This is a genomic window from Hyalangium versicolor (assembly GCF_020103695.1).
GTDB lineage: Bacteria > Myxococcota > Myxococcia > Myxococcales > Myxococcaceae > Hyalangium > Hyalangium versicolor.
The window spans coordinates 64,521-85,949 of record NZ_JAHXBF010000002.1 but is presented as its reverse complement, the minus strand read 5'-3'; the positions used below and the strand labels follow the sequence as shown (position 1 = coordinate 85,949).

The window sequence follows — 21,429 nt, the reverse complement described above, 5'->3', positions numbered from 1 at the left end:
GCGCCGGGCTCAGGCCCTTTCCCTTCAGGGTGGATATCGGCCTGTGCTCCCCGGGGCTGGTGCCGGTGGAGGTGCAAGCCATTGCCTGCGTCGCTCGAGGACGTCCTTCACGGGATCCCACGTGCCGCAGATCCAGGGGAGGACCTCGTCCACGATGGCCTTGCGTACCTCTCGGGCGGCCTCTTCCTGGGACAGTCGCGGTGCTTCCTCGGCGGAGCCGAGTGCCAGGGTGATGACGGATCTGCTGCCGAGTGCACGGCAGGCGCTGAGGACAGCGGAACCCAGGAAGCCCCCCTCCGCCGATTCGAGCGGTTGGACGCCGCGTGTCCATTCCTTGAGCTGTTCCTCCGTGGCCACACAGAGGGTGGCGAAGGTGGTGCACCAGGAGGCCGAGAATGCCGATGGGGCACAGAGCTGGCTGGGGATGATGTCCGCCCGTTCGACAGCCCTCCGCGCGCTCGTGTCGTTGGGATCGTCGAGCCATTCCGCCAGGAGATGCAGGGCGTCTCGGGGCGAGCCATACAAGGAGTACTCGGTTTCCCAGAGGTTCGCCACGTGCCGAGCGGCCGCCAGCGCGATGCGTACGCACAGCTCGCGTCCGTACGGGAGGAACCCCGCGGCCCAGCGTGAGAGGGCTCTGTCTGGCGGCTCGTCGGGCCTTAGGGCAGTGGGGGCCTCCAGGAGCCGGACGGCGCGTTCGTCGCGGAGCTGCTCAGGGCTCGGGGCGGGGCTCTTCGCGGAGAGCTGATCCCTCGCGATGCTGTCGATGGCCGTATAGAGGAACCCCGCGACGCTCGCTCTGTGAGAGATGCGGCGCAGCGCCGGGAGCGTGGGCATGGCCCTCGCGCCAAGCGCTTCGACGAGCTGGAGGGCCCGGAGACAGACCAGCGCGCGGCGATTGTCCCGCTCGTCCTTCTCCACTCCGAGGAGCTCGTCCTGGAGGAACTTGAGGGCTCGGGGCTCATCGAATGCGAGCAGGGCCCTGATGGCTTCCAACCGGTTGGCATCATCCAGGATGACGTGCTCCTCGAGCGCCGTGCGCACCTCCGGGTCGGGAGCAGGGAGCCGCGCGAGGAGCCGGAGGACATTGCGCCGCACCCGGCTGTCTGGATCCGTCAGCCGCTTCAGCGCCTCGCGGCGGATTTCGGGAGGGAGTGGAGCGCCAAACCTGGACAGGACACCCGCGGCCTCGGCTCGGACATACGGCTCGTGGCGGAGTGCAAGGCACGAGAGGAGCTCATCGACGGCAAGTGGAGTCGGGCGGAGCGGGAATTGCGCCAGGGCCCGAAGGGTCAGGCGGCGCAGCATGGTGCTCGGGACGCGGAGGGTCTCCAGGAGCGCGGAGACAGCACAGGTGGGCAGGGGATGGATATTGGCCAGTGTCAGGACACAGTGGCCTCGAATCCGGATGTCGTGCTGGCTCTCAGTGGAGAGCCGCTTCGTGCGCAGTGTCTCGACCAGGGCGGGGACGGCTGCCAGTCCGCTGGCGATCAGGTGCTCCGCGGGAGGGGGCGCATCGAGGTACCGGTTGAGGGGATACTGGATGTACTCGGAGATCCACTCCCGGAAGGTCTTCCCCTCCACATGCCAGCCCGTGCGTTGGAGGGCTCGGTCCAGACGACGCAGGGACTCGATGTCGTCCGGTCTGGCCTTGCGCTTCAGGTGTTCGAGTTCGTCGCTCATCGCCTGGCCACCTCGTTTGGGCGCACCCCTGACGCGCTCGAACCTCTGAGCTGACCACCCGAGAGCCATCGTACTCTCCCTCATCCACAGTACGATGCGGGCATGAGCGTGAGGGTGGCTGACAGAACCAGGGTTCTCGCGGGAGCAGGCATGCTGGGAGGAGGACTCTTTCTTCTGGGAGTGGCGCTGGAGGCTGCCCACCTCAAGCTGGGGGCCAAGGCCATCCCGATTGTCTGCCTGCTTGCATGGCTGTGGCCACCGCGTGAGCGCTATGCACGGCTCATCTGCGTGGGGCTCGTCCTCTCGTTGGTGGGGGACGTGCTGTTGGAGGTGGGGCCCCACTTGTTCCTGCACGGACTGGGGGCCTTCTTGTTCGCGCACGTCGCGTACGTCGCCGCCTATCTCACGGTGACACGCACCCCGAGCCTTGCGCGCGGCCTGCCCTTCGCGCTTCTCGCCGTGGGAACTTCCGTGTTCCTCTGGCCGGGGCTCGGAGGCATGGCGCTGCCGGTCACGACTTATGTCGCCGTCATCTGCACGATGATGTGGCGTTCGGCGGCCATGGTGGGGGAGGCGGGCCTGGAGCGGCGCAAGCAATGGGTCGCGTTGGCGGGGGCGCTGATGTTCGCCGCGAGCGATGGGTTGATCGCCATCCAGCTCTTCGTTCAACCCGTGGCCGGCGCCAGCTACGTGATCATGGTGTTGTATTGGGCGGGGCAGTTCTGCATCGCCCTCTCGGCGCGGGAGCCCCAATCGCTCGCGAGCCCCGCGCCTGTCACGGCAGTCTGACGCTTCAGAAACGCTCGGTGTGCGAGCCTGAGCCCGGCTAAGGTCGCCTCCCGGATTCCCTGGATTCGAAGGGGAGGAGACCCATGCCTCAATACGACTTTGATCTATTCACCATTGGAGCTGGCTCGGGCGGAGTGGCCTCCAGTCGCCGCGCCGGTTCCTATGGCGCTCGAGTGGCCATCTGCGAGTCGGATCGCGTTGGCGGCACCTGCGTCCTGCGCGGCTGCGTTCCCAAGAAGCTGCTCGTCTATGGCGCCCACTTCCGTCACGACTTCGAGGATGCCGCCGGATTCGGCTGGTCCGTTCCCGAGTCGAAGCACGATTGGAAGAAGCTCCAAGCCGCCAAGGACAAGGAGCTCGATCGCCTCAACGGTGTCTACAAGCGGCTCCTGCGAGACTCGGGCGTACAGCTCATCGAGGGACACGGGCGGATCGTCGATCCCCACACCGTGGAGGTCGGCGGCCAGCGCTACACGGCGGCCAACATCCTCGTCTCCACCGGCTCGCATCCCTTCCTGCCCGAGCTGCCCGGCATCGAGCACGTCATCACCTCGGATGGAGCGCTGAACCTGAAGGATCTGCCGCGCCGGATCATCATCGTCGGTGGGGGCTACATCGGCGTGGAGTTCGCCGGCATCTTCAACGCGCTCGGCGTCAAGGTGACGACGCTCATCCGAGGCGACACGGTGCTGCGTGGCTTCGATGAGGACATCCGCGCCTTCCTCACCCAGGAGATGCGCAAGAAGGGAGTGGACATCCGCTCCGAGGTCTTCGTCCGTGACATCGAGAAGCGCTCGGATGGAACCTTGAGCGTGCTGCTGCGGATGGGCGACACGCTCGAGGCGGACGCCGTGCTCTTCGCCACGGGACGCATCCCCAACACCCGCGGGCTGGGGCTCGAAGAAGTTGGAGTGAAGCTGGACGAGCGCGGAGCCGTGGTGGTGGACGAGGGCTCCCGCTCCTCCGTGGAGAACATCTACGCGGTGGGCGATGTGACGGACCGCCTCAACCTCACCCCCGTGGCCATCGCCGAGGGCCGCGCGCTGGCGGAGACGCTCTTCAACAACAACCCCATGCAGATGGACCACTCCGGAGTCGCCTCCGCGGTGTTCAGCCAGCCCCCAGTGGGAACAGTCGGACTCAGCGAGCTTGAGGCCCGTGAGCAGCACGGTGAGGTGGACGTGTACGTGTCCAGCTTCCGGCCCATGAAGCACACGCTGAGTGGCCGGGAAGAGCGGTCGATGATGAAGCTCATCGTCGAGCGCAAGTCCGGGCGGGTGCTCGGCTTCCACATGGTGGGCGCGGACGCGCCGGAGATCATCCAGGGGCTGGCCGTGGCGCTCAAGTGCGGCGTCACCAAGAAGCAGCTCGACTCCACGGTGGGCATCCACCCCACGGCCGCCGAGGAGTTCGTCACTATGCGTGACAAGCGGCCGGAGCCCCAGGCCACCGCCACCGAGGAGCTTGGCCGGGATGCCGTGAAGAAGTGAGCCACGTCGCCGGGAGGCTGGTAGGGTCCAGCCTCCAACCGACTTCTCTCCTGGAGTGACTCCATGGTCTCGGCCATCTTCAACCCGGCGCGCTGGACGGCCGTCGAGGGCTTCAACTTCAAGGACCTCACCTTCCACCGCTCGGTGGACCACGGCACCGTGCGCATCGCCTTCAACCGCCCCGAGGTGCGCAATGCCTTCCGGCCGCGCACCGTGGACGAGTTGGCCACGGCGCTCGAGGCCACCCGCTTCATGACGGACGTGGGCTGCGTGCTCATCACCGGCAACGGGCCCTCGCCCAAGGATGGCGGGTGGGCGTTCTGCTCGGGCGGAGACCAGCGCATCCGCGGCAAGGACGGTTACAAATACGAGGGTGAGGAGGGCAAGGTGGACCCAGCGAAGCTGGGGCGCCTGCACATCCTGGAGGTCCAGCGGCAGATCCGCTTCATTCCGAAGGTCGTCATCGCCGTGGTTCCGGGCTGGGCGGTGGGCGGTGGGCACAGCCTCCACGTGGTGTGTGACTTGACGATCGCCAGCAAGGAGAATGCTCTCTTCAAGCAGACGGATCCGGACGTGGCCAGCTTCGACAGCGGCTATGGCTCGGCGCTGCTGGCGCGGCAGGTGGGCCAGAAGCGCGCCCGCGAGGTCTTCTTCATTGGCCGCAACTACACCGCCGAGGAGGCCTTCCAGATGGGCATGGTCAACGCGGTGGTGCCGCACGCGCAGCTCGAGGACTTCGCGCTCGACTGGGCCGCTGAGGTCAACACCAAGAGCCCCACCGCCATCAAGATGCTCAAGTACGGCTTCAACCTCCCGGATGACGGCATGGTGGGCCAGCAGCTCTTCGCCGGAGAGGCCACGCGCCTGGCCTATGGCACCGAGGAGGCCCAGGAGGGCCGCGACGCCTTCGTGCAGAAGCGCAAGCGCAACTTCAAGCGCTTCCCGTGGACGTACTGAGCCTCACTGGGTGTCGGCCACGCACTCCTGGAGGCATCCAGGTGACAATTCTCGAGGCTCTTGCAAACGCCGCGAGCCTCATCGCGTCCCGGCGGCAAGCAGCGCACTTAGAAGGCCGAGAGGAGGAAGAGAATCTCTGGCTCTATTTGCGTGCACTCAGCAACTTCGTCCACGTTACGGGCCAAGTCTACCAATTCGAGGACTCCCTCAAGGCGGCAGTTCCATCAGAACGTCCACATGCCAGCGCACGTCTCGGCACGTACAAGGAGATGTTCGCGCAGAGGGCGGTAGAACTGCTGCTCAAGACCCTGGACAAAACATCTGAGCCTGAACAGAAGCAGCACGTGCGCTTGCTCATCTCCCTCCTCAACTTCATCGCGGATACGGGACAGCTCGATGAGGCTGGGGACTTTTTTAGCAATCAATTGGAATATGCCCCAGTGGCCATCGCGCACTTCACCCGCCACGAGGAGGCGGAAGCCTGGATGAGGAGTGCCGCGGAACCTCCGAGCCCGGCCTACATCCTCATTGGCGATGAATACCATCAGTTTTGGTACAGGCGTGAGGACAATACGCGCGGCATGTATCGCGATTATCCTATTGAGTCGGAATTGGAAGCACTGACCGCCAGAGGACTCCCCTCACAGATGTCTTCGTTTGCCACACGGGCTGAGGCGGAGGAATGGTTGATGAACTACTCAGCCAAACCCTATGCCTTTGTGTCGATCGCCGGGGAGCACTACTTCGCGGTATACCACCGGAGCCTGAAGCGCCATTCTCTTCACCATGTCGCTTCAGCCCTGGAAGCCTGGGAGGAGCACAAGAGGGCAGTCGAACGCGAGGCGGCCTTGGAAGCGGCCCAGTCGAATGGAGCCAGTGAGTAGGCGTGGTGGGTGGGCCAGCAGCTCTTCGCCGTGGGCATCAAACCGCCGTTTTGTGGAAGCGCCGGGAGGCCACTGCGAGCACTCCCGCGCCAAACACGGCCAGCAGCACCAGTTGGTGCCACAGATCCGCGAGGCCCGCGCCCTTGAGCAGCACGCCTCGTAGCACCTCCACGTAGAAGCGCACGGGGTTGATCCACGTCAGCCATGCCAGCCAGTCCGGCATGGCGCGCAGGGGCGTGAGCACGCCGGACAGCAGCACCGCTGGCAGGAGGAAGAGGAAGCCTCCCACGAAGGCCTGTTGCTGCGTGCGGCTCAGTGTGGCGATGAGCAACCCCACGCCTAGCGTGGACATGACGTAGAGCAGCGTCGCGCCCGCTACCAGCCCGAGGTTGCCCCGCAGCGGCACTCCGAACACCCAGCTCCCGACGGTGAGCGCCAGCCCCACGTCCACCAACCCGATGACCACGAATGGGGTCACCTTGCCCACCATCAGGATGCTCGGCTTGAGCGGTGTCACCTGGAGCTGCTCCAGTGTGCCGCTCTCGCGCTCGCGAGCCAGGCCCATGGCCATCGTCACCGTGGTCACGATGAGCAGCAGCATGGCCATGATGCCGGGGACCACGTACACAGCCGTGGACAACGTCGGGTTGTAGAGGACCCGAGGCTCCAGCTCCAACATGGGGCGCGGGGGCGTCTCTCCACGAGCCTCGGCCTGCTCCTGCATGCGCTGCACCGCTCTCGCGGCTGCGTGCCGGGCCACCGTGTCCGCGGCCGTGGACGAGCGCACCGGATCCGAACCATCCACCAGGGCCTGCACCTGCGCTCCTTCTCCGCGCAGCAGTTTCCGCTCGAAGTCTGGAGGGAACACCAGCGCCACCGCCGCGTCTCCCTGCTCCAGGAGTCGTTCGGCGGCGCGCTCGTCCGCCAGCTCCTGCTTCAGCTCCAGCGTGTCGCTGGCGAGCAGGCTGTGCGCGTGGGCCCGGCTCTCGTGGGTCCGGTCCCGGTCCACCACGGCGGTGGGGACGTGGCGCACGTCGAAGTTGACGGCGAAGCCCAGCACGAACATTTGCACCAGCGGTACGAAGGTGAGCAGGCCCAGCACGCGCTTGTCGCGCACCGTCTGCCTCACCTCCTTCACCACCACCGCGCGGTACTGCACGAAGAGCGGGTGCATGCGGACGGTCCTCCTCTCAGTCCAACCGGCGCTGGAAGCGCCCCATGGCGACCGCCAGCATCAGCGCCGCGAAGAGGGTGAGGGCCACCAACTGGGGCCACAGCTCGGCGAAGCCGTTGCCGCGCAGCAGCACTCCGCGCAGCGTTCCCACGAAGTAGCGAGCGGGGATCAGGGTGCTGAGCAGCCTCAGCGGCAGCGGCAGGTTCTCGATGGGGAAGATGAAGCCCGACAGCAGCATGGAGGGCAGCACGGACGTCATCGTGGCCATCTGCGTGGCCACCACCTGGTTGCGAGTCACCACGGAGATGAGCAGCCCCTGGCCCAGCATGCCAATGAGGAACAACAGCGCTCCCAGCCCCAGCACCCCCAGGCTGCCGCGCACCGGCACGTCGAATACCCATGCCCCCACCGTGATGACCAGCAGCACCTGGAGGAGGCCGATGCCCAGGTAGGGCAGCAGCTTGCCCACGACGATCTCCAGCCGCCCCACAGGCGTGGCGAAGAGCTGTTCCATGGAGCCCCGCTCCCACTCTCGCGCCACGGTGAGTGCGGTGATGAGCACCGCGACAATGGCCAGCAGGTACGACGCCAGGCCCGGCACGAGGTACAGCGCCGAGCGCCCCGTCGGGTTGAACAGCGTGCGGATGCGCACCTCCAGCGGTGGGGCTGGCAGGGACACGCCCGGAGGACCGAACCGAGCAGACGCCGCCTGCACCAGCGCCTGGGCCTTGGCGAGCGCCTGCGTGGCGGTGTTGCCGTCCGCACCGTCCACCAGGAGCTGGAGCTGGGCGCCACCGCTCCCTACGTCCTGCGAGAAGCCGGTTGGCACGACCAACACCGCCACGGCGTGGCCTCGCCGCAGCTCTCGGAGCGCATCTTCCGGAGATGTTCCCTCCTGCACGAGCGTGAACTCGTTGGACGCGGTGAAGTGCCGCACCAGCTCGCGCGAGGCCGTGCTCCGGTCCTGATCCACCACCGCCAGCTCCAGATGATCCACGTCGAAGCTGATGCCGAAGCCAAAGAGCACCAGCATCAACACCGGCATGGCCAGCGCCAGGTACAGCGTGCGGATGTCCCGGCGGATGTGCTGCACCTCCTTGCCCGCCATGGCGAGGGTGCGGTTCAGGGTTCGACGGAACGAGGAGGCGGCCATGGCTCGTCACTCCTTCCGGCCCGCGGCCGATGTGAGGGCCAGGAAGACGTCATCGAGCGTGGGCGCGGCCTCGTCCATCTCCAACGGCTCCACCCCACGGGAGCGCAGCAGGCGTACGAGCCCCTCCGCGGGCAGCCGCTCGGGATCCACACGCACGCTGGCCCCAGCCCCGAAGCGGCTCACGTCCAGCACTCCCGGCTCACCCTTCAAGCCATCGAGCGCCTTCGACAGGCCGGGGCCTCGCACCTCCAGCACCCGTCCCGGGGCATGCGTGCGCTTGAGACCCTCGGGCGTGTCCAGCGCCACCAGCTGTCCGTCCACCATGATGCCGATCCGCGCGCAGTACTCCGCTTCGTCCATGTAGTGCGTGGTGACGAAGACGGTGGTGCCCTGCGAGGACAGCTCCCGGATGAGCTGCCAGAAGCTGCGCCGCTGTAACGGATCCACTCCCGCAGTGGGCTCATCCAGGAAGACGATGCGGGGGCGGTGCAGCACGGAGCTCGCCAACGCCACGCGCTGCTGGATGCCACCCGGCAGCTTCCCCGTCACCTCGTCCTGCACGGCCGTGAGCTGCATGCGCTCCAGCATCTCGTCGATGCGCGCCTGCAACGCCGCGCCGTGGGCCCCGTAGGCCGAGGCGAAGAACTCCAGGTTCGCCCGCACGCTCAGGTCCAGGTAGAGCGAGAAGCGCTGGGACATGTAGCCGATGCCACTCTTGACGCGCTCCGGCTCGCGCTCCACATCGAAGCCCGCCACCTGCGCGTGCCCTCCCGATGGCTTCAGCAGTCCGCACAGCATCCGGATGGTGGTGGACTTGCCGGCGCCATTGGCTCCCAGGTAGCCGAAGATCTCTCCCGTCCCCACGGAGAAACTCACGTCGTTCACCGCGGTGAAGTCTCCAAAGTGGCGAGACAGGTGCTCGACCTCGATGGCGCTCATGCGGCCCTCCCTCGGATCAGCTCGAGGAACACCGCCTCGAAGTTGCCGGGCGCCACCCCCTGCGCTCGCGCCAGCTCCCGAGGCGCTCCCTCGGCGATCACCTCGCCCGCGTACAACAGCCCTACCCGGTGGCAGCGCGATGCCTCGTCCATGTAGGGCGTGGACACCACCAGCGTCATGCCCTCGTGCACCAACCCGTAGAGCAGCTCCCACAGCTCCCGGCGGCTCACCGGATCCACTCCGTTGGTGGGCTCGTCCAGCAGCAGCACCCGCGGCCGGTGCAGCAGCGCGCACGCCAGCGCCAGTTTCTTGTACATGCCTCCCGAGAGCGCATCCGCCCGCCGGTCCGCGAAGCGCTCCAGGCGGGTGATGGAGAGCAGGCGCTCGCGCCTCGACGCAAAGTCGGCGGAGTTCAGTCCGAACAGGCGCGCGAAGAACTTCAGGTTCTCGTCCACGCTCAGATCGCCATAGAGGCTGTTGCGCTGGGGCACCAGCCCGAGCTGCTCCCGCACCGGGCTGCGCGGATGCGCCGGATCCGCGCCCAACACCCGCACGCTCCCCGCGTCCGGAAGCATCAGCCCCGACAGCATGCGGATGGCCGTCGTCTTCCCCGCTCCGTCCGGTCCCACCAGTCCATAGACTTCACCTTGGTGCACCGCCAGGGACACGCCTCGCAGCGCCTGGGTGGCACCGAAGGCACGGCGGACTCCGGACATCTCCAGCTCCACCTCGGGCGCGCTCATGGCCGCCGCTCCGCGACCGCTCCGGACCGGGGTGTCAGGGTGATCTCCACGGGCATGCCCGGCAGCAACAGTCCTTCGGGATTCTCGATGCGCACCTCCACCGGATAGACGAGCCGATCCCGATCGCTGCGCGTCTGCACGTTGCGCGGGGTGAACTCGGCCTCGGGCGCCACGGTGACCACGCGGGCCGGGAAGCTGCGGCCGGGATACGCATCCGCGCGCACGGTGGCGGGCTCTCCGGGGTGGACCGCGGCCAGCTCCGCGTTCGGCAGATAGAAGGTGGCGCGCGAGTTGCGCGTGTCCACCAGACGAGCGACCACCGTGCCCGGCATGGCGAGCTCTCCCTCGTCCAGCACCAACGTCTCCACCGTGCCCGGGAGCGGAGCGCGCAGCTCGCACTCGCCCACAGACAGACGGGCGCGGCGCACCGTGGCCTCGGCGGCCTGGATGGCCTGGACTGCGGCCGTGGCTTGCTCCCGGCTCGCCCGCTCCTGTTCGGCGGCGGCGCGTGCCTGCCGGCCCGCCGCGGTGCTCGAGTGCTTGGAGGCAGCGAGCTGCTGGCTCAATGCATCCGCTTGGGCTCGCGCCTGGTCTTTCGTGGCCACGGCGACGGCATCTCCCATCTGATCCATGCGCTCGGCCTGGCGGGCGGCGAGCCCCTGCTGCGCCGCGAGCGACTCGAGCTGGGCCTGGGTGCCATCGGCCTGGGCCAGGGCGGCCTCACTGGCACGCAGCGAGGCGAGGGCGGCTGCCTCCGCGGCGTGGGCCTGGGCTCGCGTCATCGCCAACCGTGCCTCCGCCTCGGCGAGCGAGGCCTCGGGCTCGGTGCAGTCCAGGGTGGCAAGCAGCGCACCCTTCTCGACGCGGGCTCCTTCCTCCACATGGAGCACCGTCACTCGCGCGTTGAGCCGCGAGCGGATATCCACTGTGGTGCCCTCCACCACGCCCGAGCCGCCCGGCGGACCTTCCGCTGCCCGGCGATCCCGCACCAGCCGCAGCCCCAGCAAGGTGCCCAGCACGACCACCAGGACGATGAACAGCACGACGACGCGGCGCATGCTCCCTCCTCGAGCCGCGGCAGACAGCGCAGCGGTTCATGATCAGGAACAGCAAGGGCCATGCCGTGAGAGCCCTCCCGAGGTACGAGCGCAGAAGCCCGTCGGGAGCCCGCGCGAACCCCCTGCCGGAAATCCGGCACCCCCGTCCGAGATCCCGGCAGTCCTCGCTCCTCCTTCGAGCGGAGGGCTCTGGCACCCCCATTGCTCTCGGAGGGGGAGGCGCAGCTCTTGCGCCCCGACAGCCCCGAGGCTCCATGCTCACCATGCTCCTATTCCTTTATTCGCCGTTCGGTGCTCCCAGGCGCCCACGCTCGCCGGTGAGAAATCGCCCCCACCTGCGGGTGGTCCAGCCGCCTGCTCCTTCGGCGCCCAGCCCTCATTTGGGGGCCAAGGCCTCTCGGAAGCGTCGCAAAGGTGGAAGGACGGCGCCGCGCACCATTGAAGGAGGCCGCGCTGGCGTGCCATGAACGGTGGAAGGCGGAGAGCGGAGGCTGTCGTGTACACGCAGACGCTGCGCAACTTCGATGACATCCAGATCAAGCACCTGGGCCGCACGTTCGGCCGCATGGTGCGTGTGCGTCTGAGGATTGGAGCCGCGGTTGCGGTGATGGCGGTGGTGGCCACGCTCCTGGACCCGGCGCCGTGGCGGCTGGCGTTGCTGGGCGTGCTGTTGCTCGTCGCCGCTCCGTTCTCGATCTACGAGGCACGCAGGTTCGCACGCGAGGGCTTCACCGCCCGCAGCGTTCCGATCAACCTCTGGTTCGCCGTGTTCGTACAGCAGGCACTCCTGTTGGTCACCGGAGGGATCTGCAGCCCGCTGCTGCCGACGTTGCTGGCCGTCTCCTTCATCAGCAGCGTGGCCTCCCAGCCGCCCCAGCGCCAGAGGCTGCTCGCGGTGGAGCTCTGCGCGCTCGTCGCCTTGTCCGTCGCCCAGCTCTCCGGGTGGCTCCCGGGATTGCCGCTGCGCTACCTCGGCTCGGCGCCGCCCGCGCTGCTCGTGGCCTACGTGACGGTGGTGGGGCTGCTGAGCATCGCGTCCACCCTGGTGGGCGGAGCGCTTCGCCGCACCTTTGACAACATGCTCTCCGAAGCGCTGACCCACCGGGATGAGCTGCTGGCCACCCACCGGGCGCACTCGCGGGAGCTGGAGGCCCTGTCCGGAGAGATTGCCCACGAGCTGAAGAACCCACTGGCCACGGTGAAGGGGCTCACCCAGCTCATGGTGCGCGAGCCCGGGCGTCCCCAGACTCCCGAGCGTCTCCAGGTCCTCTCGGGAGAGGTGGTTCGCATGCAGGGCATCCTCGAGGAGTTCCTCAACTTCTCCCGGCCGCTGGTGCCGCTCGCGGTGAGCGCGGTCGATCTCGGCGAGGTGTGCGACGAGGCGCTGGTGCTCCACGAGGGCCTGGCGGGTGAGCGCGGGGTGCACCTGGAGCGGGTGGGCTCGGGGCACGTGAACGCGGCGTGCGATTCGCGCAAGGTGAAGCAGGTGCTCATGAACCTCCTGCACAACGCCATCGAGGCGAGCCCCTCGGGAGGCCGGGTGACCGTGACGGTGGAGCCCACGCCCTCGGGCGATGCGCGCGTGTGCGTGCGAGACGAGGGGCCTGGGCTCGCTCCCGAGGTGGCCAATCGCGTCTTCGAAGCCGGCGTGACGACCAAGGCCCGGGGCTCCGGGTTGGGGCTCACAGTGGCTCGGGCGCTGGCGCGCCAGCACGGCGGCGAGCTGACGCTGGCCAATGGGGCTCAGGGCGGGTGCGTGGCGGAGCTGGTGCTCCCGCGAGAGCTGCCCGCGGGCACGCTAGGGCCCGTGCGCGAGGTGGCTCATGCCTAAGGGAGCCTCGGAGGCGGCGCACCCTCGCGTGCTGGTCGTGGATGACGACGCGGGCGTGCGCTACACGCTCCGAGAGACGCTGGCGAGCCTCTCGGGCGTCGAGGTGGATGAGGCGGCGGACGGCGCGCTCGCCCTGGAGCGGCTCCAGGCGCACCCGTGCGATCTGGTGATCACCGACCTGCGCATGCCGAGGATGGATGGCCTGGAGCTGGTTCGACGGCTGCAAGGGCTGCCCCACCCGCCGCGCGTCATCGTCATCACCGCGCACGGCTCGGAGCGCTTCGCCGTGGAGGCGATGAAGGCGGGGGCCTACGACTACTTCCGCAAGCCCTTCGACGTGGACGAGCTGCTGGCGGTGGTGGGCCGGGCGCTGGAGACGGTGCGCCTGCGGCACGACAACGAGCGGCTGGCCGGAGAGCTGAACCTGTCGCGCTCGATGGTGTTCGCCTCGGAGGCGATGAGCCGGCTGGCGCAGCTCGTCCAGCGCGCGGGCCCGAGGGATGTCACGGTGCTCATCACCGGCGAGAGCGGCACCGGCAAGGAGCGGGTGGCGGAGGCGCTGGTGAGGGCCTCTCCGCGTGCGAGTCGCCCGTACCTGCGGTTCAACTGCGCCGCGCTCACGCACGAGCTGGCCGAGGCGGAGCTGTTCGGCCATGCGCGAGGTGCCTTCACCGGCGCGCACCGGGATCGCCAGGGGCTGTTCCGCGAGGCGGACGGCGGCACGCTGCTCTTGGACGAAGTGGGCGAGCTGGCCCAGCCGCTCCAGGCCAAGCTTCTCCGGGTGCTACAGGAGGGCGAGGTACGGCCGGTGGGCGAGGACAGGCCCATCAAGGTGGATGTGCGCATCATCGCCGCCACGCACCGGGACCTGCGAAAACTGGCCTCCGAGGGCAAGTTCCGCGAGGACCTGTACTACCGGCTCAACGTGGTGCACCTGCGCGTGCCCCCGCTCCGGGAGCGCCCGGAGGACATCCCCGTGCTGGCGCGCATGTTCCTGGATCGCTTCAGCGATCGCTTTCATACAGGCCTGTTGAAGGTGCCCCACGGCTTCCACGAGAGGCTGCTCGCCTGGCCGTGGCCTGGCAATGTGCGTGAACTGGAGAACACGCTGGAGAGCCTGGTGGCGCTCTCCCACGACGGAGAAGTGGATCTCGAGCTGCTTCCGGGTTCGGATCCGTCGGGATCGGCTGCCGCGCCTGTGGCGGCGGTCTCGGTGTCGGAGGGAGCTGGCCGGGAGTCGCTGGCGAGCTTGGGGCTCAAAGAGCGCGTCGAGGCGTATGAGCGGGGGCTGATCCTGGACGCGATGCGTCTGGCAGGGGGAAACCGCAGCGAGGCGGCCCGGCGCCTGGGCATCGGCCGGGCGACGCTTCACGACAAGCTGCGCAAGTATGGAATGGATGCGCCGCCTTCTTCGGGAGAAGGGGGGGCAACCGAGTAAGCTGCTGATCAAATAGCCAGGCGGCTTTGATGACTCCTCCTACACCCCCTCCGATTCCCACAGCACGACCCGAGGATGTCGCCACTCCGGAAGCCATCGTCTCCGCGCTCTACGACGTCATCTCGGGACCCAAGGGGCAGGTGCGAGACTGGAACCGCTTCCGCTCGCTCTTCGCTCCGGGGGCCAGGCTGATCCCGTTGGGGAGACGGCCGGATGGCCAGGCCGGCCACCGCGTGCTCACCCCCGAGGAGTACATCGCCCGGTCGGAGCGGCTGCTGGTGCTGGAGGGTTTCCGCGAGCGAGAGCTTCACCGCCACGAGGAGCGCTTCGGCCCGCTCGTGCACGTCTTCAGCACCTACGAGGGGCTGCGCGATGGAGAGTCCAAGCCCTTCGTGCGAGGGATCAACAGCATCCAGATGGTCCACGATGGCAAGCGCTGGTGGCTGCTGACCGTGGCGTGGACGCCGGAGACGGTGGACCTTCCGCTGCCCTCGAAGTACCTGCGGCCGTGATCAGCCCAGCACGGAGACGGTGACGCGGCGCCGGTGGGCGGAAGTCCGGTGCTCCCAGACGTAGATGCCCTGCCAGGTGCCCAGGTCCGCGGCGCCGTCCTGGACGGGGATGGACAGCGAGTTCTGCGTGAGCACCGTGCGCACGTGCGCGGGCATGTCATCTGGGCCCTCGGCGTCGTGCTGGAAGAGCGAGTCCCCGTCCTTCACCAGCCGGGCGAAGAAGGCCTCCAGGTCCCTGCGCACGTCCGGATCCGCGTTCTCACAGAGGATGAGGGACGCGCTGGTGTGGTGGAGGAACACGGTGCACAGGCCCTGGCGGGCGCCGCTCTCCTTCACGGCGCGCTGCACCTCGGAGGTGATGTCGTGGAACCCCCGCCCGCGGGTGGACACCGTCAGCTCGCGAGCGTGGTACACGGCGTGCTCCTCCTCAGCGGGCTTCCAGCCGCGAGGCGAGGAAGGCCGCCAGTTTCTCCAACTCCTCGGGCGCGATGGTGTGCGGCCCATCGAAAGGTACGAACTCCACCGGCAGCCCGGCTTCCTTCAGCAGCTCATGCAGGCGCTCGGCGGCCTGGAAGGGGAGGATGTCGTCGTACCGGCCGTGGCCCTGGAAGACGGGCAGGCTCTGGCGGCTCGAGGCGCGTGCCTTCCACTCCTCGCGGGCGATGAGCGTGCCCGAGAGGATGCATAGGCCGGCGGGGGATTCCTCCAGGCGCAGGGCGACGTCCGTCGTCACCATGCTGCCCTGGCTGAAGCCGCCCAGGACGATGCGCCCATAAGGCAGCTTCGTCGCGGCTGACAGCGCGGAGACGGCGCTCATGACGGCTCGGCGCGCGGCCACGAGTCCCTCGGGCACTGCTTGCGCGTAGGTCTCCCAGTCCCGCTGCCGCCCCATGAGCAGCTCCATGGGCAGGTGGAACCAGGCGCGGCCGGAGGGCATCCCCAGCTCCATCAGGGACAGGGGCGCGGCGGGGAACACGAAGCGAGCCCGCCGTGCCAGCTCCTGGCGCAACATCATCAGTTCGGTGGCCAGGGGCACCAGATCCGTGGCCGGGGCCCCGTAGCCGTGGCACAGGACAATGGCCAGCTCCGGCTCCGCGCCGGGCGGCAGGGCATCGACGACCTGGCAGTCCAGCTCGCCGAGCTTCGTGGCGACGCGTCTCATGGCGCGCCTACGGCTGCTTGTCGCTGATGGTGACCTTCTTGACGACCACGGGCGTCTTGGGCGCGTTGGCGGCGGCGGTGGGGACCTTGGAGATCTTCTCCACCACGTCATAGCCCTTCACGGTCTCGCCGAAGATGGTGTGGCGGTTGTTCAGCCAGGGCGTGGGGGCCACGGTGATGAAGAACTGGCTGCCGTTGGTGGCGGGGCCGCGGTTGGCCATGGCCAGGATGCCGGGCTTCTCGAAGGTGCGGCCGCTCTGGAACTCGTCCTCGAAGGAGTAGCCCGGGCCGCCGATGCCCTTGCCGAGCGGATCTCCGCCCTGGATCATGAAGTTGGGGATGACGCGGTGGAAGACGGTCCCGTCGTACAGGGGGCGCTTGATGGTCTGCAGGGTGGCGGGGTCCTTCCACTCCTTCTGGCCGCTGGCGAGGCCCACGAAGTTGGCCACCGTCTTGGGCGCATCCTTGGAGAAGAGCTTCACGACGATGGTGCCCTCGCTCGTCTCGAAGGTGGCCCAGAGGTCCTTGCCGTCCATTGCGTCCTTCTGCAAGCCGGTGAGCTCGGCGGCGGGAGGCGGGGGCGGAGGGGGCTGGGCGGGGGGCTCGGGAGGCGTGGCGGGGGGCTCGGGGGGCTTCACCGCGGAGGCGGCGGACTCGGGAGGCTTGGCCGGAGTGGCCTCCTTCTCCTTTTCCTTGGTGCAGGCGGTGACAGCGAGCAGCAACAGTCCAGTGATCAGGATTCGGGTGCGCATGGCGGGCGCATCCTAGCGCCAAATGGAGCGGCTGGCGCTACGTTCGTGAGCATTTCCAGTGGGTTAGCGGGAGCGCTGCCGAGCCTTCTGGTTAAGCGGCATCCCGGTTCCCTCGTTGTACCTGCCGAAGTGTCATGCACCTCCAGGCGCTCTGGCCGGTGTGTCAGTCCGCATCTTCATGCTGCCATGCGCGGGCTGAGGAGCGGAGGACGATATGAAGTTGCATTGGGGAGGGGTGTTGCTGCTGGGGTCTCTCTTGATGGGCTGTGCAACGTCCCATGTCGTGTTCCTAGATACGGGACAGGGTGAGCCCATCGTCTACGTCCCGCCGAGGAACGTGGAGCCCATCGAGATTGCCGAGGGCGAGTTCCAGAAGCTGATGACCCAACTCGTGCTGGACATGCGCTTCTCCGTCCGTGCCGAAAACGACGTGCGAAAGCGTCTCCGGCTCGCGTCGTCGGATCCAGAGCCTCGCACGCAGGGCGGGGACTACGGGGCTTGGTGCTCCCAGCAGGACAACCCGGGCGAGTGCCTCACGCTACTGGGGGACGGGTTCTCCTTCTTGGATGCCACAGCGCGGCGGAAGATGGCGCTCTCATTCGCCTGGGATGGAGTGTGGGCGGGAGTGCAGGGCGCGGTGAAAGAGGTCGTCAACCCCCTTGCTCTCAAGGCGATGATTACGTCGGCGATGGCCGCATATATGTTCCTCGTCGTAGCACCAGAGCCGTTGACAAAGGTCGTTGCCATCGCGCTGACAGCATACATCGTTGCATATGTCGGCTTGGATGCATTCGCGAACATCGTGAAGGGATGGCAGCGACTGTCCATGGACTCGGAGCGGGCCGTGTCGTTCGAGGAGTTGGAGGATGCGGGGCACAACTTCGGGAAAGTCATCGGGCAGAACGGAGCGCGAGTTCTCATCTTGGCGCTGACTGCGGCGTTGGGGGGCGGCGCCGCGAACATGGCCTCGAAAGGTCCCATGCTTCCAGGCTTCGCGAGGGCGGCGTTGGCAGCTGAAACCAATGCAGGCTTCTCCTTGTCTGCGGCCATGGCAGGTGGCGTTCGGTCCATCTCCGTGGCGGAGGGCGTCATGACCGTGGGGCTCGTGCCGGCCGCGGTGGCTGTGGCCATGCAGGGCGCCAGCGGCGGCGCCACCCAGGGGGGCGGCTCGGGCCCGACAAATCTCTGGACCAACAGGGTAAGCCCTGGAGGAAACAAATACCGGTTCAATACCGGTCATGGTTACAACCGGCCGCACGAAAGCCCTGGAGGCTTGAGCAAGAGCTTCGCTGGTACAGGGCTGACTGCGGATGAGATCGAAACCGCCATCATGAGGCAACTCGAGTCCTTCAGGGCAGGAGGAGGCTCGCTCCCGGTGGCCGGCACACCCGGGTTCAAGGGACCGTTCCAGGACTCGATCAGGATGGGAGCGCATCAGGTTGGCTTCAGAGCTGTGATGCTCAATACAGGCGAAATCGTGGTGTCGACGTACTTCCCTTGGTGAGATTGGGTTTATGGTGAGTCTTTCAGAGCTGTTCCTGAGAATACCTGACACATCAGGTCCTGAGAGAAGCGAGGCCGAGCATCAGCTCGTCGAGGTCCTCACATTCAGTTCATCCCATGACATCAGTGAGTTTCTCGATGAGATGTCTGCGCGCGACTTCACTGCGCTTCCTGTCTGGCTCAGGAATCTGGCGTTTCGACTGGCGTGCCTTCAGGATCCCGATAACCCTACGCTCTTGCGTAAGGCGGCTGCGGATCTGGAATGCTTCGGGCCAGACTGGGATGACAAGGTCGCCGACCTTCGTCAGCGTGCTCTGAAGCTAGAGCGCGGCGCCAGGGATTCGTGATGCCGATCCACTCGATCTCTCCCTTCCAGGCCGCAGAGGGGCCGGCGCATGCGAGCAGCACCCCTGCAAGCCCGGCGGGCGTATACGCTTTGATCCTGTCTCTTGCCTCAATGCCCGCTGGCTCACTTGAGGGATTGTGCCATTGTTCCCTGGCCGTTGGCTCATGAGCAGGTGGCCAAGATGACGGTGAGCGGGCGGCAAGGGGGATTCTGAGCCTATCTGGGCAGGAGCTCGCTTAGATGATCCACCCCATCGTGTCGTCGAACGGAGGCGCGGACTCCTCGCGAAGCACGGTCTCGCCCATGTCGATCACAGCCTGGACGAGCTCATCCACGTCTTGTCGCGTCGCCCGGTGGTTCACGTTGCATGCGCGGATAGCGAAGACCCCGTTCACGACGGTGGAGGAGGGGACGGCGAGGCCTCGCTCCTGGACCCGGAGGAGGATCTCCGTGTTGAGCGAGTCGAGCTTCTCCGCCGAGAGCCCCTCCGCCCGGTACCGGAAGCACGCCACGTTGAGTGGCGCGGGCGCCAGGAGCTCCAGGTTCGGATGGTCCTCGATCTTCCGTACGAGGTAGCGCGTCTGCTCGAAGTTCTGCTCGATGAGCCTCGCGAAGAGTTCCACGCCGTACGCCTTGAGGCACATCCAGGCCTTGAGGGCCTTGAAGGCGCGGGTCAGGTCCACGCCGCGATCCGAGAAGGGGACGCCTCCCGCGCTGACGCCTCGGGTCTGCTTGGCGAGGTAGCTCGGCGAGATGGCGAACGTCCCGGTGTGAGCCTCCGGGTGACGGACGAGCAGACAGGCGATCTCGAAGGGGAGATACATCCATTTGTGCAGATCGAAGGCCACCGAGTCCGCGCGCTCGAGTCCCAAGACGAGCGGAGCGAGCTTCGGCGACAGCCGGGCGAGAGCGCCGAATGCTCCATCCACATGGAACCACAGCTCCTGCGCCTGGCAGAAGTCCGCGAGCGCCTGCAGGTCATCGACGGAGCCCGTGTTCACGGTGCCCGCGGATCCGATGACGCAGAGGGGACGGTGTCCCGCGGCCCGGTCCGCTGTCACTGCTTCTTTGAGCGCCGAGACATCCATCCGGAATTCCCTGTCCACGGGGATGCGCCGCAGCCAGTCGGTGCCGAGGCCAAGCAACTCCACGGCCTTCTGCGCCCACCCATGCGTCTCGGTGGAGCAGTACACGGTGAGGTGGGGACCACCGCCCTGCAGGCCCTGCTTGCGCATGTCCACGCCGGACTTCGCGTGGCGGGCCACGGCGAGCCCGAGGACATTGGCCATGGTGCCGCCCGACTCGAGGACACCGCTGGCGTTCTCGGGGAAGCCCATGAGCGTGGCGAGCCAGGAGATGACCTTCTGCTCGACGAGGGCAGGGGCCTGGTTGAAGCCGGCGAGGTGCGGGTTCATCCCGGAGGCGAGCATGTCGGCCAGCATGGCAAGCGGGATGCCGTTGCCCTGGACCCAGCCGAAGAAGCGCGGATGGAGGTTGCCGTTGGGGTAGGGGAGGACGTTGCGGCGGAAGTCCTCGTAGGCTCTCTCTTCACCCTGAGGAAGGCGCGGCAGGGGTTCGTTCACGAGCTCATGCCGGGTGCGCTCGGGGATCTGTTTCCAGGCGGGCTGCTGGCGGAGGGTCGAGAGGTGATCGACCATGTCGTCCAGCATCCGGTGGCCGAGCGCCCGGAAGGCCTCCCAGTCCCTGGGGTCCAGGGTGAACTCCTGGGGGTTGGTGCCCGTCGCCTCGTCCTTGTCGCGCGCCATGCGGCCTCCGGGGGCTGATAGCGCGGGACTCTCGTTCATCTGGGCGGCCCATCACCACCCGGATCTTGCGCTGGGCTCAATCTAGCTAGGAAGCGTTTGTTCACTCTGGCAATGGTCTTTGGGACTGAAGAGCGTCAAGCTAGGCGTTATGAAGCCTACTGGTCCATCGGGCGCAGGTTGGCGGGAAGCAGGTCGCGTCTCGGAATGAGCTTGGCGAGTTGCCTCAACTCAAGCCAATGCTGTTTCCTACTCTCAACAGAAGCTATGTCGTCTAATCCAAGGTACTCGGACATATTTCTCAACGCGCCGACCGCACGACTCCAATCTTGATCGCGTACTGCCTGCTTGTAGGTACGCACCGTTCCTTCCCAATTGATGAGCAATCGCTCGTCTATAGCGTCCTCGCGTCGTGGACGTGTGGCCACGGCCACTGGCGCTGGTTCGATCTGTCCATCATCGAAAGGCAGGTCGTCCGACCAGTCCTCCTCTGGGAGATCCAGCCTCCCACCGAAAACAAGCTTTGGCTGATCTACGGTCGCGATCGCCAACAGCACTCCATTGTCAGCCAATGCAAGTTCCGGTGGCTTTTCTGGTGGATCCCCGCTCTCGCAGTCTGCCAAACGTGCGATCACGTACTGCGTGAGTACCGATCTCTTGGCGGGATTGACCAAGCCCAATTGCCGATGAACCTTCACGGCGATGTCTCGATGGCGCTCGGCCTTTGCGTGGAGTGCGGTGAATATCGCCGGATCGGCGAGTGTCTTCGGGAGGATTGCGAGCAGTGCGCCAAGGGCTCCAGCCACCCCTGTGGTTTTGCGAAGTGCCTCCTTCTTCAGAAAGGCGGCCAGCGCACTGCCAAGCGCGGCAAGGGCTGTGCCGGCAACAAGGAGGACATTAGCTTTCGTACGAGCAGAGTCAGCTAGGTCAAGGTGAGCCTTGAGCCGAGCCTCGCAGCGCTCGGCCGACTCCAGGATGATTTCCTCTGAAGAGGATTCCAGTGCTATGGCCGGCAACGACCAGACAACGAACAAGGCTACAGCTCTCGGCCATGTCGCGAAGTTGATGATTGCACGAAGGGGAGCATTCAGCACGCGCACCTCCAAGGAGAACATGCTGATACAAGAGCCTCCGACTTAAGCACCAGCACCCAAAGTCACGCGCCTTCTGCTTTGAGCATCAGCCGACAATATCTCCAGGGTTGTTCCGCAACTGATTGGGCTCTCTACCGGGGTGAGTAATGCATGCTGCGC

The 21,429-nt window shown here is 66.9% G+C and carries 20 protein-coding genes; 9 read left to right on the top strand and 11 right to left on the bottom strand.

What is annotated here, in order from left to right; translation table 11 throughout:
• Window positions 1-24: 24 nt before the first annotated feature.
• Window positions 25-1,683: a HEAT repeat domain-containing protein gene (locus KY501_RS03885; RefSeq protein WP_224361148.1), complete on the bottom strand. Its 1,659-nt coding sequence runs from the start codon at window positions 1,681-1,683 to the stop codon at window positions 25-27.
• A gap of 114 nt (window positions 1,684-1,797) precedes the next feature.
• Between KY501_RS03885 and KY501_RS03880 the strand changes: the two genes are divergently transcribed.
• From KY501_RS03880 to KY501_RS03865, 4 genes are all read left to right on the top strand, one after another.
• Window positions 1,798-2,472, top strand: a complete 675-nt coding sequence (locus KY501_RS03880) for a lysoplasmalogenase (RefSeq protein ID WP_224361147.1) — start codon at window positions 1,798-1,800, stop codon at window positions 2,470-2,472.
• A gap of 83 nt (window positions 2,473-2,555) precedes the next feature.
• A complete protein-coding gene (gene gor, locus KY501_RS03875; RefSeq protein ID WP_224361146.1) occupies window positions 2,556-3,962 on the top strand; it encodes a glutathione-disulfide reductase in 1,407 nt (468 codons plus the stop codon).
• Window positions 3,963-4,025: 63 nt separating this feature from the next.
• Complete coding sequence (locus tag KY501_RS03870) at window positions 4,026-4,919, top strand: 1,4-dihydroxy-2-naphthoyl-CoA synthase (protein ID WP_224361145.1); 894 nt, start codon at window positions 4,026-4,028, stop codon at window positions 4,917-4,919.
• 41 nt (window positions 4,920-4,960) lie between these two features.
• Window positions 4,961-5,803, top strand: a complete 843-nt coding sequence (locus KY501_RS03865) for a hypothetical protein (protein ID WP_224361144.1) — start codon at window positions 4,961-4,963, stop codon at window positions 5,801-5,803.
• Window positions 5,804-5,840: 37 nt separating this feature from the next.
• On the opposite strand, the gene KY501_RS03860 is transcribed toward KY501_RS03865, so the two are convergent.
• From KY501_RS03860 to KY501_RS03840, 5 genes are read right to left on the bottom strand one after another with little or no spacing between them, the layout of a single operon-like run.
• On the bottom strand, window positions 5,841-6,977 hold the full coding sequence (locus KY501_RS03860) for an ABC transporter permease (protein WP_224361143.1): 1,137 nt from the start codon (window positions 6,975-6,977) through the stop codon (window positions 5,841-5,843).
• A 16-nt stretch (window positions 6,978-6,993) separates the two neighbouring features.
• A complete protein-coding gene (locus KY501_RS03855; RefSeq protein ID WP_224361142.1) occupies window positions 6,994-8,130 on the bottom strand; it encodes an ABC transporter permease in 1,137 nt (378 codons plus the stop codon).
• A gap of 6 nt (window positions 8,131-8,136) precedes the next feature.
• Entirely contained in the window at window positions 8,137-9,069 is a 933-nt protein-coding gene (locus tag KY501_RS03850; protein WP_224361141.1) for an ABC transporter ATP-binding protein, read from the bottom strand.
• A complete protein-coding gene (locus KY501_RS03845; RefSeq protein ID WP_224361140.1) occupies window positions 9,066-9,812 on the bottom strand; it encodes an ABC transporter ATP-binding protein in 747 nt (248 codons plus the stop codon). The genes KY501_RS03850 and KY501_RS03845 overlap by 4 nt, the downstream gene beginning before the upstream one ends.
• Window positions 9,809-10,870 (bottom strand): HlyD family secretion protein, encoded by a 1,062-nt coding sequence (locus KY501_RS03840; protein WP_224361139.1) that lies wholly within the window; start codon window positions 10,868-10,870, stop codon window positions 9,809-9,811. Before KY501_RS03840 ends, KY501_RS03845 begins: the two co-directional genes overlap by 4 nt.
• 496 nt (window positions 10,871-11,366) lie before the next feature.
• On the opposite strand from KY501_RS03840, the gene KY501_RS03835 reads away from it, so the two are divergent.
• From KY501_RS03835 to KY501_RS03825, 3 genes are read left to right on the top strand one after another with little or no spacing between them, the layout of a single operon-like run.
• Complete coding sequence (locus KY501_RS03835) at window positions 11,367-12,701, top strand: sensor histidine kinase (RefSeq protein WP_224361138.1); 1,335 nt, start codon at window positions 11,367-11,369, stop codon at window positions 12,699-12,701.
• The gene (locus KY501_RS03830; protein ID WP_224361137.1) at window positions 12,694-14,139 is read left to right on the top strand and encodes a sigma-54-dependent transcriptional regulator; all 1,446 of its coding nucleotides are present in this window, start codon (window positions 12,694-12,696) and stop codon (window positions 14,137-14,139) included. The genes KY501_RS03835 and KY501_RS03830 overlap by 8 nt, the downstream gene beginning before the upstream one ends.
• A gap of 29 nt (window positions 14,140-14,168) precedes the next feature.
• Window positions 14,169-14,651 carry a nuclear transport factor 2 family protein gene (locus KY501_RS03825; protein WP_224361136.1) on the top strand — a complete coding sequence of 161 codons (483 nt, stop codon included), beginning with the start codon at window positions 14,169-14,171 and terminating at the stop codon, window positions 14,649-14,651.
• Here the strand turns inward: KY501_RS03825 and KY501_RS03820 are convergent, their stop codons facing one another.
• From KY501_RS03820 to KY501_RS03810, 3 genes are read right to left on the bottom strand one after another with little or no spacing between them, the layout of a single operon-like run.
• Window positions 14,652-15,065: a secondary thiamine-phosphate synthase enzyme YjbQ gene (locus tag KY501_RS03820; RefSeq protein WP_224361135.1), complete on the bottom strand. Its 414-nt coding sequence runs from the start codon at window positions 15,063-15,065 to the stop codon at window positions 14,652-14,654. It lies immediately after the preceding gene.
• 13 nt (window positions 15,066-15,078) lie between these two features.
• Complete coding sequence (locus tag KY501_RS03815) at window positions 15,079-15,813, bottom strand: alpha/beta hydrolase (RefSeq protein WP_224361134.1); 735 nt, start codon at window positions 15,811-15,813, stop codon at window positions 15,079-15,081.
• Between the two features lie 7 nt (window positions 15,814-15,820).
• Window positions 15,821-16,564 carry a peptidylprolyl isomerase gene (locus KY501_RS03810; RefSeq protein ID WP_304608593.1) on the bottom strand — a complete coding sequence of 248 codons (744 nt, stop codon included), beginning with the start codon at window positions 16,562-16,564 and terminating at the stop codon, window positions 15,821-15,823.
• A gap of 214 nt (window positions 16,565-16,778) precedes the next feature.
• On the opposite strand from KY501_RS03810, the gene sitA5 reads away from it, so the two are divergent.
• Window positions 16,779-18,068: a SitA5 family polymorphic toxin gene (sitA5, locus tag KY501_RS03805; RefSeq protein WP_224361133.1), complete on the top strand. Its 1,290-nt coding sequence runs from the start codon at window positions 16,779-16,781 to the stop codon at window positions 18,066-18,068.
• A gap of 10 nt (window positions 18,069-18,078) precedes the next feature.
• Window positions 18,079-18,414, top strand: a complete 336-nt coding sequence (locus KY501_RS03800) for a hypothetical protein (RefSeq protein WP_224361132.1) — start codon at window positions 18,079-18,081, stop codon at window positions 18,412-18,414.
• A 235-nt stretch (window positions 18,415-18,649) separates the two neighbouring features.
• Here KY501_RS03800 and KY501_RS03795 read toward each other — a convergent pair whose 3' ends face one another.
• Both KY501_RS03795 and KY501_RS03790 read right to left on the bottom strand, forming a co-directional pair.
• Window positions 18,650-20,179, bottom strand: a complete 1,530-nt coding sequence (locus tag KY501_RS03795) for a pyridoxal phosphate-dependent decarboxylase family protein (protein ID WP_224361131.1) — start codon at window positions 20,177-20,179, stop codon at window positions 18,650-18,652.
• A 155-nt stretch (window positions 20,180-20,334) separates the two neighbouring features.
• Window positions 20,335-21,291 (bottom strand): hypothetical protein, encoded by a 957-nt coding sequence (locus KY501_RS03790; protein ID WP_224361130.1) that lies wholly within the window; start codon window positions 21,289-21,291, stop codon window positions 20,335-20,337.
• Window positions 21,292-21,429: the final 138 nt, after the last annotated feature.

Excerpts from the sequence above, each read along its gene's own strand:
- KY501_RS03885 (WP_224361148.1), bottom strand. The coding sequence starts at position 1,683 with ATGAGCGACGAACTCGAACACCTGAAGCGCAAGGCCAGACCGGACGAC.
- gor (WP_224361146.1), top strand. The coding sequence starts at position 2,556 with ATGCCTCAATACGACTTTGATCTATTCACCATTGGAGCTGGCTCGGGC.
- KY501_RS03870 (WP_224361145.1), top strand. The coding sequence starts at position 4,026 with ATGGTCTCGGCCATCTTCAACCCGGCGCGCTGGACGGCCGTCGAGGGC.
- KY501_RS03860 (WP_224361143.1), bottom strand. The coding sequence starts at position 6,977 with ATGCACCCGCTCTTCGTGCAGTACCGCGCGGTGGTGGTGAAGGAGGTG.
- KY501_RS03855 (WP_224361142.1), bottom strand. The coding sequence starts at position 8,130 with ATGGCCGCCTCCTCGTTCCGTCGAACCCTGAACCGCACCCTCGCCATG.
- KY501_RS03850 (WP_224361141.1), bottom strand. The coding sequence starts at position 9,069 with ATGAGCGCCATCGAGGTCGAGCACCTGTCTCGCCACTTTGGAGACTTC.
- KY501_RS03845 (WP_224361140.1), bottom strand. The coding sequence starts at position 9,812 with ATGAGCGCGCCCGAGGTGGAGCTGGAGATGTCCGGAGTCCGCCGTGCC.
- KY501_RS03840 (WP_224361139.1), bottom strand. The coding sequence starts at position 10,870 with ATGCGCCGCGTCGTCGTGCTGTTCATCGTCCTGGTGGTCGTGCTGGGC.
- KY501_RS03830 (WP_224361137.1), top strand. The coding sequence starts at position 12,694 with ATGCCTAAGGGAGCCTCGGAGGCGGCGCACCCTCGCGTGCTGGTCGTG.
- KY501_RS03825 (WP_224361136.1), top strand. The coding sequence starts at position 14,169 with ATGACTCCTCCTACACCCCCTCCGATTCCCACAGCACGACCCGAGGAT.
- KY501_RS03815 (WP_224361134.1), bottom strand. The coding sequence starts at position 15,813 with ATGAGACGCGTCGCCACGAAGCTCGGCGAGCTGGACTGCCAGGTCGTC.
- KY501_RS03810 (WP_304608593.1), bottom strand. The coding sequence starts at position 16,564 with ATGCGCACCCGAATCCTGATCACTGGACTGTTGCTGCTCGCTGTCACC.
- sitA5 (WP_224361133.1), top strand. The coding sequence starts at position 16,779 with ATGAAGTTGCATTGGGGAGGGGTGTTGCTGCTGGGGTCTCTCTTGATG.
- KY501_RS03800 (WP_224361132.1), top strand. The coding sequence starts at position 18,079 with ATGGTGAGTCTTTCAGAGCTGTTCCTGAGAATACCTGACACATCAGGT.
- KY501_RS03795 (WP_224361131.1), bottom strand. The coding sequence starts at position 20,179 with ATGGCGCGCGACAAGGACGAGGCGACGGGCACCAACCCCCAGGAGTTC.
- KY501_RS03790 (WP_224361130.1), bottom strand. The coding sequence starts at position 21,291 with ATGTTCTCCTTGGAGGTGCGCGTGCTGAATGCTCCCCTTCGTGCAATC.